Source organism: Ruegeria sp. BG10 (genome assembly GCF_056538575.1).
This window is the reverse complement of sequence record NZ_JBQFTI010000001.1, coordinates 2,203,917-2,217,761: the sequence shown is the minus strand read 5'-3', so window position 1 is coordinate 2,217,761 and position 13,845 is coordinate 2,203,917. Positions and strand designations below refer to the sequence as shown.

Below are 13,845 nucleotides of genomic sequence, written 5' to 3'. Positions count from 1 at the left end.
GAATTGGCAACATCCTGTCCTCGTTGGCCTTCTGGAATGTCCAGCGGCCCGTATCCGCCGGTTGTTTCCGCATGATCAGTCATCCGTTGGGCGGGTCATATTCAGTTTTCTTCGGCTTGCAAACACTCTTGTCAGGGGCATTGCAACAGGAACACGGCCTGACACGATGTCGCGACGCCGAAAGTTGAACGTTTGTGCACGGCCACGCGCTTCTGTAACCTGCCTTGCAAACTGCGAATTGGATAGAAGACCCGATGAAACTCAGACAGTTAGCTGGAATTGCCCTGATAATGTGGGTGTTTGCGGCGGCCTTCGTCAGCGAAGCGTCCGCGCAGACGTCTCTTATCCCCGGTTATGGTTCGGGTTCCGACACCGCCACCGACAGCAGCGAAGAAGGCGATCTGGCTGCTGCGATCCGCTCTGCGACCGAAGCCGGGGCAAGCGTTATTGTCATCGACAGCGCCGGGCAGATCGTTGCTTCGGGTGAACAGCAGGACGCAGCCAATGCGGCCGCCGGACCGCATGACCCGATGGGTGACGGCTCGCAGCTCATGAAGGCGCAGGAGCGGTTCTCAAAATTTCGCGAGTCGATGCAATCCCGCCTTGAGGCCCTGCCGTATTCGATCTTCGAAGTGCAGTATGTCCTGCGCCAGACCAGCCCGGATGGCCGGATACAGACCTATGTCGAAGTTCTGGTCTGGAACATCCTGTTCCTTATGTTGGGGCGTTGGCTGTCGATAGAAATCTATGGCAAGCGCATTGCCCGGCGGATTGTGGTGGCGCGATCCAAGGAAAACCCGCAGGGCTATCGCGAAAAGATGCCGTTTCTGGTGTTCCGTTTCCTCATGGGGATCGGAGCCACGATCTTTGCCATGCTGATGGCGCTGATTGTCGGGTATGTGATTTTCGGCGAAGCCGAGGACATTTCGATCCAGTTCACTGTGACGGCGATTTTCACGGCCTTCTTCCTGTCCAGAACCGTATCCGATCTGTGGCGGATGGTATTGTCGCCATATCTGAGCCAATACCGCCTGCCGCCCTTTTCCGACCGCGACGCCAAGCGTTTGTATATCTGGGCTTCGGCGCTTGCGACCTACGACATCTCGGTCGTGCTGTTCGCCACATGGGTCGCGGATTTCGGACTGAACTACAACGTCTACGCGTTGGTTTACGGCGGTTTGACCATGTTCGGCGCGCTGGGCAATGTGTTGATGATCCTGTTCAATGCGCGCGCCATTTCGAACGCGATCCGTGGGGGCCGGGCAGCGGACCAGGTATCGTGGATATTGCGCGCGATCTCGCTTGCATGGGCGCCGGTGCTGGTTGTCTATATCGTGTTCAGCTGGTTCAAGCTGGCTGTCGATCTGGTGCTTGAGAACGAAAACTCGGTTCCGATCGTCGCCAGCAGCTATGCGATCTTCATGTCGGTTGTGATTGCCTATGGCGCGATGAACTATCTGCTGGAACGCTATTTTGACCGCAACCGGCAGATCGAAGAACTGAATGCCGAGACCGAAGATGAGGATGAAGGCGAGACCGAAGCTCCGATCGAAACGCCTGAAGCGGAAAAGCGGAAACACTCCATCCTGACCTACGAAGACCTGGCGCGGCGCGTGGCCGGTATTCTGGCCTTTGTCGTTGGCCTCTATGCGCTTGTCGTCATCTGGAACCCGGATGCAAGCTGGAGCGAAGACCTGCCGATCGAACGGGCGCTGGATGTGATGGTCATCCTGTTCATCGGGTATATTCTGTTCCACTTCTTCCGCATCTGGATCGACTCGAAAATCGCCGAAGAGGCCGACGAAGGCGGCGCCGAGGCCGAACTGGGCGATGAAGGCGGCGAAGGCGGCCAAAGCCGTCTGGCCACGCTGCTGCCACTTTTCCGTGGCGCTATTCTTGCCGTTGTCGTCGTTACCATCGTCCTGATCGTCCTGATGGAGTTGGGCATCAATGTCAGCCCGTTGTTTGCCGGTGCGGGCGTTGTCGGGCTGGCCGTGGGTTTTGGGTCGCAGACACTGGTGCGGGATATCTTCTCGGGCGCGTTCTTCCTGATGGATGATGCGTTTCGAAAGGGCGAATATATCGACATCGGGGATGTGAAGGGGACCGTCGAAAAAATCTCGGTCCGGTCGTTCCAGCTGCGCCACCATCTGGGCGCGCTGAACACCATTCCGTTTGGCGAGATCAAGGTGTTGACGAACTATTCCCGCGACTGGGTGATCATGAAACTGCCGTTGCGGGTGACCTATGACACCGACGTCGAAAAGGTGCGCAAGCTGATCAAGAAACTGGGCGTTCAGTTGCTGGACGATCCGGTGATCGGTGAGAATTTCATCCAGCCGCTGAAATCGCAGGGCGTGATCGAGATGCAGGATTCGGCGATGATCATCCGGGTCAAGTTCATGACCAAGCCCGGCGACCAGTGGTTGGTGCGCAAAAAGGTCTATCAGGAAATCCGCGAATTGTTCGCACGAGAGGGCATCCGCTTTGCCCACCGCGAGGTTACCGTGCGGCTGGCCGATGACAAAAGCCCCGAGGACCTGACGCCGAAACAGCGCGAGGCGGTAACCGGTGCGGTTCAGGCGGCGATTGACGAGGATTATCTGGACGATATCGGCCCCGGAGGCGATGACCGCTAGGGTGTGCTCCCGCCACTTTCGGCAGCATCTCTGACGAGACGCAACCCAAAGCGTTGGGCCCCGCCGCGCGTTCCGCGCGGCGGTTGGCTCAGACGGTCAGTGTCGGCCATGTGGGGGGCGAAGTACCCAGCTTTGACGCAGGCAAGGGCCAGGACATCCGGGCGGAACCCACGGTGAGCGCGGGCCTGAGCCGGTGGCCCGAACCCCAACCGGAGGTTTCGAGGCTCTGGTCGAAATCGGCCTGTTTGGTATCCGTAATGCTGACGCTGGTTTCCGTCTTCCCCAGCGCCGCCAGCAATTCGGCCGTGCGGGCCAGAGACATCTGCGCATGCATGATCGAGTTTCCGGATGCGGCTTCGGCCATTGCCGATAGCACCGCGGCCGCCATCAGATATCCTGTGGCGTGATCCAGCGCCTGAACCGGCAGCGGGGTGGGTTTGTCGGCTTTTGCCCATGCGCGGCCAGCCTCCGCTATGCCCGCGCTCATCTGAACAAGACTGTCAAAGCCGCGTCGGGAGGACCACGGCCCCTGCCACCCATAGGCGTTCAGCGTCACCTCGATCCGATTGGGTGCGATTTCATCCCGCACGAGTTTGTTCAGACCCAGCGCATCCAGCGCGCCGGGGCGGTAGCCATGCACGAAGACATCGGCCTCTGACAGCAACTCCTTCAGCTGCGCCAGCCCCGCGGGCGATTTCAGATCGAGAAAGGCGCAATGTTTGCCCAGTGAGATGTCAGGAATGACCCCGGGCTCATCCCAGCCGGGCGGGTCGATGCGCAGAACGTCGGCCCCGAACCCGGCCAGAGTACGGGTCGAAACCGGGCCCGCCAACACACGTGTTAGATCCAGCACATGCAGACCGGCAAGCGGGCGCTCCGGTGTCGCCGCAGGGCGGTCTCGCAACGTGATCTTTCGCGGGCTGTGCCAGCCGATCAGCGGATCGCGCGACACCGCCCGCCCCTGTGGATGATCAAGCCAGTCCACCCGGCTGCGCATTGCCGCCGCAACCCCACCCGCCGCAACAATTGCGGTTTCCAGATCCGCAATGGACCAGTCCCTGAGCGCTTGCGCAACGGCTGTCCGGTCACCGGGTACGTCAAGCACACTCAGCGCGGCGGCCCTGTGATGGGGCAGGTTGGTATGCAGTCTGATCCACCCGTCCGAGGCCTGATAATCGCCGGCCACGGCGTTCCAGAGATTGGGCATGGTCCATCCGTCCGGTTTGAAGGAAAATCCAAACCACAAAGACGCCAGACGGTGATCGACCTGAACTTCGGGTGGTTTCGACGCCAGATTCAGTGCCGACATCAGCCGGGCCAGCTCCTGACCTACGGCGGCAAAGCTGGCGGTGGCGAGTTCGGACACCGCAAATGCGCTGGGACGCGCACCCGATCCGGTTGTTTTGTAACTGCCCGTGGCGGGAAGGGCTGAAATCAGGCTCATTGCTGATACGGGTCGAGGCTGTCGCGCAACCCGTCGCCCAGAAAATTGAACGCCAGCACGACGACGATGATCGGCAACATCGGAATGGCCGTCCACGGGTAGATCTCGATCGAAGCCAGATTCTGCGCGTCATTCAGCATCACGCCCCAGCTGACCGCAGGCGCACGCAGGCCGAGGCCAAGGAAACTGAGCGCCGTTTCCCCAAGGATCATCGCCGGGATCGACAAAGTGGCCGAGGCGATCAGGTGCGACATGAAGTTGGGCAGCAGGTGCTTGCGGATCACGCGGCCCGAACTTGCGCCCATCATCTCGGCCGCGCGCACGTATTCCTCTTCGCGCAGCGACAGGAACTTGGCGCGCACGGATCGGGCCAGACCGGGCCAGTCGAGTATCCCGAGAATGATCGAGATGATGAAGAACACCGCTACCGGGCTCCAGTTCGAGGGCACCGCAGCTGACAGCGCCAGCCAGAGCGGAAGTTCCGGCAAAGAGCGCAGAATTTCGATCACGCGGTTGATGACCCAGTCGATCCTGCCGCCGAAGTATCCGGCTATGGACCCGAACAGGATGCCCAGGAAGAAAGACACCGAAATGCCAATCAGACCCACCGTCAGCGAAAGTTGTGCGCCATAGAGTATGCGGCTGAACACGTCGCGCCCGAGACGGTCAGAGCCCCACAGGAACAGGGTTGCCCCTTCGGGGGCGCAGAACAGATGGGTGTCGGATCTGATGAAACCCGCCAGCTTGTATTCCGAACCCTCGCAGAAAAAGCGGACAGGGCGCGGATCATCGGTGTCGGGCACAAATTTCCACTGGAAGGTCTCAAGGTCGGCTTCGGCTACAATGGGAAACACATGCGGTCCGATAAATTCGCCCTCGAAGAACCAGTTTATGCTTTGCGGCGGAGCGTACAGGTGCTCTCCGTTGCGTTCGTTTGGTCCGTAGGGTGCGATGAAGCCTGCAAAGGGCAGCATCAGGTAGCACAGCAGCAGGAATATGCCCGAAATCAAGCCCAGTTTGTGGGTTTTGAACTTGCGCCAGACCAGAACCCAGTTGGGCGCGTCCAGATCCGCGCGTTCAAGCTGTTGCAGCGCGGCTTCGGGGTCAAATGGGGCATCGTCGACATAACGGCCGTCAGGGTGTTTGGTCATGCCTCGCGCCCCTCATACCGGATGCGCGGGTCGAGCATCACCAGAAGAATGTCGGAAATCATGGTACCGATCAGGGTCAGCAGCGCCACGAACATCAGAATAAAGGCCGACAGGAACTGATCCTGCGTTTTCAGCGCCGTCAACAAGGTCGGACCGATGGTTTGCAGGCCCAGCACGACCGACACCAGAACCGATCCCGACACCATCGAGGGCAGCAGATTGCCGATATCCGCCACAAACGGGTTGAAGGCCACGCGCAACGGATACTTGGTCAGCATGCGCGACGGGGCCATACCCTTGGCAATTGCCGTTTCGACATAAGGCTTACCCAGTTCGTCCAGCATATTGGCGCGCAGCCGCTGCATCATAGCCGAAGCCCCGGATGTGCCGATCACAAATGTCGGAACGATCAGGTGGATCAGTATGGATTTCATTTTTTCCCAGCTCATGGGCAAGCCTTCGAAGGACGGGTCCATCAGGCCGCCAATGGGCAGGTTGAAATAGCGATGGCCGTAATAGAACAGGATCAGCGCCAGCAGAAAGTTCGGTGTGGCCAGACCGAGATACCCGACAAAGGCCGACGTATAGTCGATCCACGTCCGCGACCGGGCAGCGGCGATGACACCCAGAGGCAGCGCAACGGCATAGACGAACAGGATGGCCGCAAGATTGACCACAACGGTCAGCCACAGGGTGTCGCCGACGATTTCGGCGACGGGGCGGTCAAACTCGAAGGACCAGCCGTAGTTGCCCTGCAGCAGACCTTCGAACCCGTGCGGGCCGGGCCAGAAGCCCATCCAGATAAGATATTGCTCCCACATGGGGCGATCCAGCGCATATTCCGTTCGCAGAAACTCGGCCTTGGCGACGCCGGCAGACTGACCCGAAGCCTGCAATTCGGCGATCTGGTTGCTCAGGTAGTCTCCGGGCGGAAGGTTGATGATCACGAAAATCAGGACCGACACCACCAACAGCGTCAGCAGCATCGTGAAAAAGCGATACACTGCATAGCGCAGCATGACCATGTGGCTGCTCCTGTCAGTCGGCGAAGAAGAATTCGTCCGGGCGGTGGATGCCGAAATGCGCGCCGGGCTCCCACGCCCACATGGCCTGTTCGGGTACATTGCGCAAGCGGTTGGAAACCACAACCGGCTGCGGCGCGCCGTTCAGAATCCCGATGGCATAAAGCTGGTCGGCGTGGATTTTCAGCATTTCGGTCCAGACCACCTCGCGTTCTTCGTCTGTCGTCGCGACTTCCCAGTCGTGGGCCAGTTGCATCAGCCGCTCGGCCTCGGGCATGTCCGGCGCTTCGCCGACTTCGCCTCCGGTCTGATAGAATTGTCCCCATTTCGGCCAGGCCAGGAACACCTGATCGGTGGGCGCAAGATAAGCCGGAGACGTATGGGCCTGCGGGATGCCGTCATCCCAGCCGAACCATACCGACGCCATGGTGTTACCCGCAAACACGCGGTTACGAAGGATGTCCCTGTCCAGCGGGCGCATGACGAGATCGACGCCGATCTCGCGCCAGGTGTCGGTCACGATCTGCAACGCATTCTCGACCTCTTGCCGTTCCCCGGCGGTTTCAATCACCAGTTCCATCGGCCGGCCGTCAGGCAGCATGCGAATGCCGTTCTTGTCACGTTCGGTCAGACCGGCCTCATCCAGCAGGCTGTTGGCCATTTTGATGTCGTACCCTGCCCAGGCCTGAGCGTTTTCTTCGCTGTAAAAGGGCGAGGCGGGCAGAACCGACATTGCGCCGGGTTTCGCCAGTTTGAAATAAAGCGCCTGATTGATTGTCTGGCGGTCAATGGCCAGTGACAGTGCGCGGCGCACACGGACGTCGCGCAAAACGTCGCGCCAGGCGTCATCGGCAAAATTGAGGTTGGGGTAGATCGCGATCTGCGACGCCACACCAGTTTTCCAGAGCAACGTCTTGTAATTCCCGCCGGCCTCGCCCTTTTTCAGGATCGATGCGTCACGAAACGCCAGACCGCGCCCTTGCAGGTCGCTTTCCCCGGCATTGGTTTTCGCCGCCACCAAACCGGGGGCGACGATCTCCATCTCGACCACGTCGATATAGGGCAGTTGCACACCTTTGCTGTCGATGCGGTGGTAATAGGGGTTGCGGACGAAGTTATGCCTGATTTTCTTGCCCGAACTGGCATTCAGCCACGGCTGCAGGGTCGGCAATTCGTGATTGTCGAACTTATAGAGGTTGTCCAGCTTGTTATGCAGCGCCGCCCAGCTTTTGACGCGGGCATCCTCGACCTGAAAGGCCAGTTCATCCGCGTCCGCATATTGTTCGTGATATTGCTTGAGAAACTCGGATGGCCTGTAGATGAACGGCGGTCGCGCCTGCGCCAGCGATTGCAGGAAATCGGGGTTCGGGCTCTCCCATTCGAATACGATGGTTGTTTCGTCGGGGAAGGACACGGTGGGCGTTTTGCCTTCGACGATCAGAAAATCAGGTGGACCGGACGGGCTGAGAAGCTCGTTATTGGCCACGTCCTCCCACCAATAGCGGAAATCTTCGGATGTAAACGGCGAACCGTCTGACCATTTATGCCCTTCGCGCAGGTGCAGGGTGAATTTGCGATTGTCTTCGTTTTCAAAGGATTCAAGCAGGTCGGGTACGATTTCGTAACTCTCGTTGAACCCCACCAGCCGCGCGTAGCCGTAGACTACCATCTGGCGGATATCCTTGGACCGCGTGACCATGGTGCGCAACGTGCCGCCGGGCGTTCCGAATTCCCGTCCTTTTGCGGCCAGATCCACGACCAGCGGCTCGGTCGGCAGACGTTCCTGTACGGGGGGAAGGTTGCCGGCATTCACTTCGCTTGCCCAGAATGCGCTTTCCTGCGGGGCGGGCGTTTCGGCCTTGGCGGGCAAGGTCCAGGTGGCGGCCAGCGCGGTGGCCAGCATCAGAGGGCGAGTGATTTTAAACATGGCATCGTACCTTATGGCCGGGCTCCATCTCTACCAGTGAAGGTATCACGGAGTCGGTAAATCGGAAGGCGTCTTCCCAACTGTCTGGCGAACCAGCACCCAAAGCAACCAGTTGCAGGTCGATGGGGCGGTTGATGTCGGGTTCCGGCTGAGCGGCAATCAGCGCCTTGGTGTAGGGGTGGCGGGGGTTGTAGAAAAGGGTTTCGGGCGGGGCTTGTTCGACGACCAGCCCCCGGCGCATGACGGCCACCTCGTCGGCAATGCGCGCCACAACGGCCAGATCGTGAGAGATAAAGAAGTAGGACAGGTTCAGACTGTCCTGCAGATGTTCAAGCAATGTCAGGATCTGTTCCTGCACGGATACGTCCAGTGCCGAGGTCGGCTCGTCACAGACAATAAGCTGCGGGTCCAGCATCATGGCCCGCGCGATGGACAGGCGCTGCCTTTGCCCGCCGGAAAACGCGTGCGGGTAACGTTTCAGCATATCGGCGTTCAGCCCGACGCGCTGTAACATCTCGGCGGCCTTGTCCCTTTGTTCCGCAACTGATCCGATGGCGTGTATCTCCAGCGGCTCGGTCATTGCGTCCTGAATGCGCATGCGCGGGCTGAGCGAACTGTAGGGGTCCTGAAACACCATCTGCGCCTTGCGCTGAAAGGCGGTGCGCTGGGCGCGGGTCATGTGGTGCACGGTAATCGGATCTTCGTCCGGGGACGTCCGGAACAGCACCTGACCACCGGGATCGGGTGGTTCGGCACCAAGCGCGATGCGGGCGGCCGTTGTCTTGCCCGAGCCACTTTCGCCGACGACCGCCAGCGTTTTGCCGCGTGCAAGGTTCAATTCGATGCCGCGGCAGGCGTGAATCAGCCTGTCCCCCTGCCAGCCCCTGCTGGATCGCATCATATAGGTCTTTGAGACGTCCTTCATCTGAAGGATCAGATCCTCGTGCGGCATCGGCAGCCCGACGGATTCCTCGTCCGGGATCGCGGGGGCGGCGTTGAACAATTGCTGCGTATAGGGATGCGCCGGGGCGGTCAGGATCGGCGCCGCGGAACCGGCCTCCATCACGCGGCCCTTGTGCATGACGACGACCTGTTCAGCCATGTTGGCCACAACGCCCAGATCATGCGTCACCAGGATCAGCGCCATCCCGGTTTCGCGCTGGAGTTCCTTGATCAGACCCAGAACCTGCGCTTGTGTCGTTACGTCCAGCGCGGTAGTTGGTTCGTCCGCAATCAGCAATTCCGGCTTGGACACCATCGCCATCGCGATCATGGCGCGCTGACGCATGCCGCCGGACAACTCAAACGGATAAGAATCATAGGCGCGTTGCGGGTCAGGAAAGCCGACGCGTTCGAACTGGTTCAGCACCTCTTTGCGGGCCTGAGACTCGGACGCGCCGCGATGCAGCCACAGAACCTCGCTGACCTGATTGCCGATTTTGTGCAGTGGCGAAAGTGACCGCATCGGCTCTTGAAAAATCATCGAAACGCGGTTGCCGCGAATATCGCGCATCTGGCGTTCGCTGATCCGCGTCAGGTCCTCCATGCCCTTGGAATCATTCAGGGTAATTGTGCCACTGCGAATCTGAGCCGTGCGTGGCAAAATGCGCAGCGCTGCCCGGCACGAGATGGTTTTGCCTGAACCGGACTCGCCGACCAGGGCAAGTGTCTGACCGGCCTCCACGTCGAAACTGACACCCTTGACCACAGATTCGCCCGCACCAAAACCGATGCTGAGGTCTCTGACGGACAACAACGCAGTCATGCGGGTCTTCCACCCGTAAGGCCGTGGTTCGGCATCGGCTTGATCAACTCCCCGTGTTTTTTGATGCAGTTTCGCGCGGTTGGGCCTGACTAGTCAAACCCGTTCTTGGGCTGAAATGTCGCGAAAATGTGAAACTGACGCCAATTTGCCTACACAAAGCCTTGAGGATTTGTCATCAAATGCCAAGTCGGCCGCATCCCGTTCGTCGGCAAATATCAAGGAGAGATTTCCCCGTGTCAGACGACCAAAGCCGACTGGACCTGTTCATTGACCGCATGGTGTCTCAGCGCGCCTGCCTGGATTTCGCCATTGCGCAGACCAGCGGCATGCCGGGTCCGGTCTTTGAACTGGGTTTGGGCAACGGGCGCACTTACCACCACATGGCGCGCTACATAAAGGGCCGAACGGTTTACGTGTTTGAGCGCGCGGTGGCGTCCCATCCGGATTCAACACCACCGGATGATCTGGTGATCTTGGGCGATGTTCGGGAGACCCTGCCGGCCTCGCTGGTTCGGTTTGGGGCCACGGCCAGCCTGATCCACGCGGATCTCGGGGGGCATAACCGGGAAAAGAATGATGCGTTCGCCAGGTTCGTGTCGCCGCTGATCGAACCGCTGTTGGCCGAAGGTGGGCTGATGGTTTCAAGCGACCGGATGTATTTCGATGCGCTGACCGAACTTCCCTTGCCGCCGGGTGCTGTTGAAGGGCGCTGCTTTATCTATCGCCGCTGAAGTTGGCAGGAGAGAATAAGACATGCTGTTTTACGACTGCTCCACTGCGCCCAGCCCCCGTCGGGCCCGCATGTTCATTGCGGAAAAGGGTCTGGACATCGAAACCCGCGAAGTTTCGATCGCCAAGGGCGAACAACTGAGCGACGCGTTCAAGGCGATCAACCCGAATGCGACGGTTCCGGTGCTGGTCACTGATGAGGGCGCTGTACTGACCGAAAATCTCGGCATCGCCGCTTATCTTGAGGCCCGGTTCCCGGAACCGTCGCTGATGGGGCGCAGCCCGGACGAAAAGGGGCTGGTCCTGATGTGGAACAGTATTGTCGAGCAACAGGGCGGTGCCCCCATCGCCGAGACCCTGCGCAACACGCACCCGGCCTTTGCAGACCGGGCAATTCCGGGGCCGGCGAACCATGCCCAGATTCCGGAACTTGCAAAGCGCGGGGCGGAACGGGCCACCCGGTTTTTTGACGTCTTGGAGGAACGCCTGGCCAAAAGTTCCTTTCTTGCTGGCCCGGAATTCACTCTGGCGGATATTTCGGCCTTTGTTTTTGTGGACTTCGCGCGCGTGATCAAGATGCGGATTCCACAAGAAAATTCAGCGACATTGGCCTGGTTCGAGAATATCGGCACACGCCCCAGCGCCCAGCCCTGAGCCTGCTGCTCACGCCCGCCGTTTCGCAGCGACGGGGACTGTACAGAAATGTCTAGACAGAAGTGAACAGTAGGTCTAGCGTCCTGTGCGAGTCATGCAGGAGAGCGCAGGATGAAATCTCAGTATCGCGTTGTGGTCATCGGTGGCGGCGTTGTGGGCGCCTCGGTTCTGTATCATCTGGCCAAGTTCGGCTGGTCGGATGTCGTCATGCTGGAGCGGCGGCGGCTCGCCTCTGGCTCGTCCTGGCACGCGGCCGGTGGCATCCATGCGCTGAATGCCGATCCGAACATGGCGTCGCTGCAGGCTTACACCATCGATCTGCTGAGCGAGATCGAAAAGGAATCCGGTCAGAATATCGGCCTGCATATGACCGGCGGTCTGACGCTGGCAGGCACGCCGGAACGCTGGGAATGGTTGCAGGCGAACTATCGCATCTTCCAGTCCATTGGCATTGACGATTGCGAATTGCTGTCGCCGGAAGAGGCGCAACGCCGCTGCCCGATCATGTCCACCGACGGTGTGCTGGGCGCGATGTGGGCGGATCGCGAAGGCTATATCGACACGACTGGTACGGTGCAGGCTTACGCGACGGCTGCCAAGAAGCGTGGCGCGGAATACTATGAAGAGACCAAGGTCGAAGAACTGATCCAGACCGCCGACGGATGGCAGGTTGTGACCGACAAGGGCACGATTACCTGTGAGCATGTGGTCAATGCGGCGGGTCTCTGGGCAAAACAGGTTGGCCGGATGGCCGGGGTGGAACTGCCGGTCTCGCCGCTGAAGCACCACTATCTGATCACCGACACGGTGCCCGAGGTGGCCGAGGCCGATTTTGAGATGCCGATGACCGTCGATCTTGAAGGTTTCACCTATATGCGGCAGGACCAGAAGGGTGTTCTGGTTGGCATCTACGAGGTCGACCACGAGCACTGGGCCATGGACGGCGCACCGTGGAACTATGGTGAAGAACTGTTTCAGGAACAGTTTGACCGCATTGAGAACGAGCTGACGCTGGGCTTTGAACGCTACCCGTCAATCCAGAACGTGGGCATCAAGACTTGGGTGAACGGCGCATTTACCTTCTCGCCTGACGGCAACCCACTGGTCGGTCCGGTGCCGGGCAAGCGCGGCTACTGGTCGGCCTGTGCGGTGATGGCGGGCTTCCTGCAGGGCGGTGGTGTCGGCAAAACGCTGGCCGAGTGGATGATCCGTGGCGAACCCGAGGCCGATGCGTGGCCGATGGACGTGGCCCGCTATGGCGATTTTGCGCAGAACAAGCGGTATATACGCGAGACCACCGGGCAGTTCTATTCCCGCCGGTTTGTGATGACATATCCGAATGAACAACTGCCCGCAGGCCGCCCGCTGAAAATGGCACCGGCGCATGACGCGATGACCGAGGCCGGGTGCAAATGGGGTGTAAGCTGGGATCTGGAGGTTCCGCTTTACTTTGCGCCGAAAGGGTTTGAGGAAACGCCGACACTCAAGCGTTCGAACGCACATGACATCGTGGCCGAGGAGTGCAAGGCCATCCGCGAAGGTGTTGGTCTGCTGGATATCTCGGGCTTTTCAAGGTTTGAGGTCAGTGGACCGAACGCGGAGGTTTGGCTGGATAAGGTCATGGCCTCAAAACTGCCCGCGCCCGGCCGCGCAAAGCTCGCGCCGATGTTGGGAGAGAACGGGCGACTCAAGGGTGACCTGACCGTGCTGAACTGGGGTGACGGCACATGGTGGATCATGGGCAGCTATTACCTGCGCGCTTGGCACATGCGCTGGTTCGACGACCATATGATGGACGGTGTCGATATTCGCGATCTGGGTGAAGAATATTGCGGCTTTGCCGTCGTGGGCCCGAAATCGCAGGCGGTGGTCGAGAAGCTGGCCGAACAGGACATCTCGGGCCTGAAATTCATGGGCTGCGGCGATTTTGATATCGGCCTTGTCCGCGCGCGCGTTGCCCGCATGTCGGTGACAGGCGAAAAGGGATACGAGATCAACTGCCGCTACGGCGATCACGTCAAACTGCGCCGGATGCTGCTTGAGGCCGGAGCAGATGAGGGCATCCGCGAATGCGGCTTCAACGCCATGCTGTCGACGCGGCTGGAAAAGAGCTTTGGCATCTGGTCGGCAGAGTTCACGCAGCTTTACACGCCGGGCATGACCGGCATGGACCGCTGGATCGACTGGGACAAGGATTTTGTCGGGAAGACGGCCGCAATCGCCGAGCGTGACGGAAATGGCCCGTCACAGGTTCAGGTCACTTTGGAAGTGGACGCTCTGGATGCGGATGCCAGTGGATATGAACCGGTTTGGTCGGGTTCGCAACGCGTGGGGTTTGTCACGTCCGGAGGCTATGGCCATTATACGGGCAAATCTCTGGCGATGGCCTTGGTGAATCCGGACATGGCCGCGCCGGGGACGGAATTGTCGGTTCATGTCGTGGGCGTCGAACGGCCTGCCCGCGTGATAGCGCCTTCGCCTTACGACCCGCAGGGCAAGGTGGTGAGGGCCTGA

Annotated in this window: 9 protein-coding genes; 4 read left to right on the top strand and 5 right to left on the bottom strand. The window is 59.9% G+C overall.

The genetic code is table 11. The features are described from left to right. Nucleotides 1-254 precede the first annotated feature (254 nt). The gene (locus ACR0D8_RS10970; protein WP_480646283.1) at nt 255-2,639 is read left to right on the top strand and encodes a mechanosensitive ion channel domain-containing protein; all 2,385 of its coding nucleotides are present in this window, start codon (nt 255-257) and stop codon (nt 2,637-2,639) included. A gap of 88 nt (nt 2,640-2,727) precedes the next feature. On the opposite strand, the gene ACR0D8_RS10965 is transcribed toward ACR0D8_RS10970, so the two are convergent. From ACR0D8_RS10965 to ACR0D8_RS10945, 5 genes are read right to left on the bottom strand one after another with little or no spacing between them, the layout of a single operon-like run. Then, complete coding sequence (locus ACR0D8_RS10965; RefSeq protein WP_480646281.1) at nt 2,728-4,083, bottom strand: CoA transferase; 1,356 nt, start codon at nt 4,081-4,083, stop codon at nt 2,728-2,730. After that, nucleotides 4,080-5,234: an ABC transporter permease gene (locus ACR0D8_RS10960; protein ID WP_475162833.1), complete on the bottom strand. Its 1,155-nt coding sequence runs from the start codon at nt 5,232-5,234 to the stop codon at nt 4,080-4,082. Before ACR0D8_RS10960 ends, ACR0D8_RS10965 begins: the two co-directional genes overlap by 4 nt. After that, on the bottom strand, nt 5,231-6,259 hold the full coding sequence (locus ACR0D8_RS10955; RefSeq protein WP_475162830.1) for an ABC transporter permease: 1,029 nt from the start codon (nt 6,257-6,259) through the stop codon (nt 5,231-5,233). The genes ACR0D8_RS10960 and ACR0D8_RS10955 overlap by 4 nt, the downstream gene beginning before the upstream one ends. Before the next feature lie 13 nt (nt 6,260-6,272). Further along, entirely contained in the window at nt 6,273-8,183 is a 1,911-nt protein-coding gene (locus ACR0D8_RS10950; RefSeq protein WP_480646279.1) for an ABC transporter substrate-binding protein, read from the bottom strand. Next, nucleotides 8,176-9,948, bottom strand: a complete 1,773-nt coding sequence (locus tag ACR0D8_RS10945; RefSeq protein ID WP_480646277.1) for an ABC transporter ATP-binding protein — start codon at nt 9,946-9,948, stop codon at nt 8,176-8,178. The genes ACR0D8_RS10950 and ACR0D8_RS10945 overlap by 8 nt, the downstream gene beginning before the upstream one ends. 233 nt (nt 9,949-10,181) lie before the next feature. Between ACR0D8_RS10945 and ACR0D8_RS10940 the strand changes: the two genes are divergently transcribed. From ACR0D8_RS10940 to ACR0D8_RS10930, 3 genes are all read left to right on the top strand, one after another. After that, nucleotides 10,182-10,679, top strand: a complete 498-nt coding sequence (locus ACR0D8_RS10940) for a class I SAM-dependent methyltransferase (protein ID WP_480646276.1) — start codon at nt 10,182-10,184, stop codon at nt 10,677-10,679. Nucleotides 10,680-10,701: 22 nt separating this feature from the next. Next, nucleotides 10,702-11,331: a glutathione S-transferase family protein gene (locus ACR0D8_RS10935; protein ID WP_480646274.1), complete on the top strand. Its 630-nt coding sequence runs from the start codon at nt 10,702-10,704 to the stop codon at nt 11,329-11,331. Nucleotides 11,332-11,442: 111 nt separating this feature from the next. Continuing rightward, nucleotides 11,443-13,845, top strand: a complete 2,403-nt coding sequence (locus ACR0D8_RS10930; RefSeq protein ID WP_480646272.1) for a GcvT family protein — start codon at nt 11,443-11,445, stop codon at nt 13,843-13,845.

Coding starts and splice junctions, on each gene's coding strand:
- ACR0D8_RS10945 (WP_480646277.1), bottom strand. CDS start 9,948: ATGACTGCGTTGTTGTCCGTCAGAGACCTCAGCATCGGTTTTGGTGCG.
- ACR0D8_RS10970 (WP_480646283.1), top strand. CDS start 255: ATGAAACTCAGACAGTTAGCTGGAATTGCCCTGATAATGTGGGTGTTT.
- ACR0D8_RS10930 (WP_480646272.1), top strand. CDS start 11,443: ATGAAATCTCAGTATCGCGTTGTGGTCATCGGTGGCGGCGTTGTGGGC.
- ACR0D8_RS10950 (WP_480646279.1), bottom strand. CDS start 8,183: ATGTTTAAAATCACTCGCCCTCTGATGCTGGCCACCGCGCTGGCCGCC.
- ACR0D8_RS10935 (WP_480646274.1), top strand. CDS start 10,702: ATGCTGTTTTACGACTGCTCCACTGCGCCCAGCCCCCGTCGGGCCCGC.
- ACR0D8_RS10965 (WP_480646281.1), bottom strand. CDS start 4,083: ATGAGCCTGATTTCAGCCCTTCCCGCCACGGGCAGTTACAAAACAACC.
- ACR0D8_RS10960 (WP_475162833.1), bottom strand. CDS start 5,234: ATGACCAAACACCCTGACGGCCGTTATGTCGACGATGCCCCATTTGAC.
- ACR0D8_RS10955 (WP_475162830.1), bottom strand. CDS start 6,259: ATGGTCATGCTGCGCTATGCAGTGTATCGCTTTTTCACGATGCTGCTG.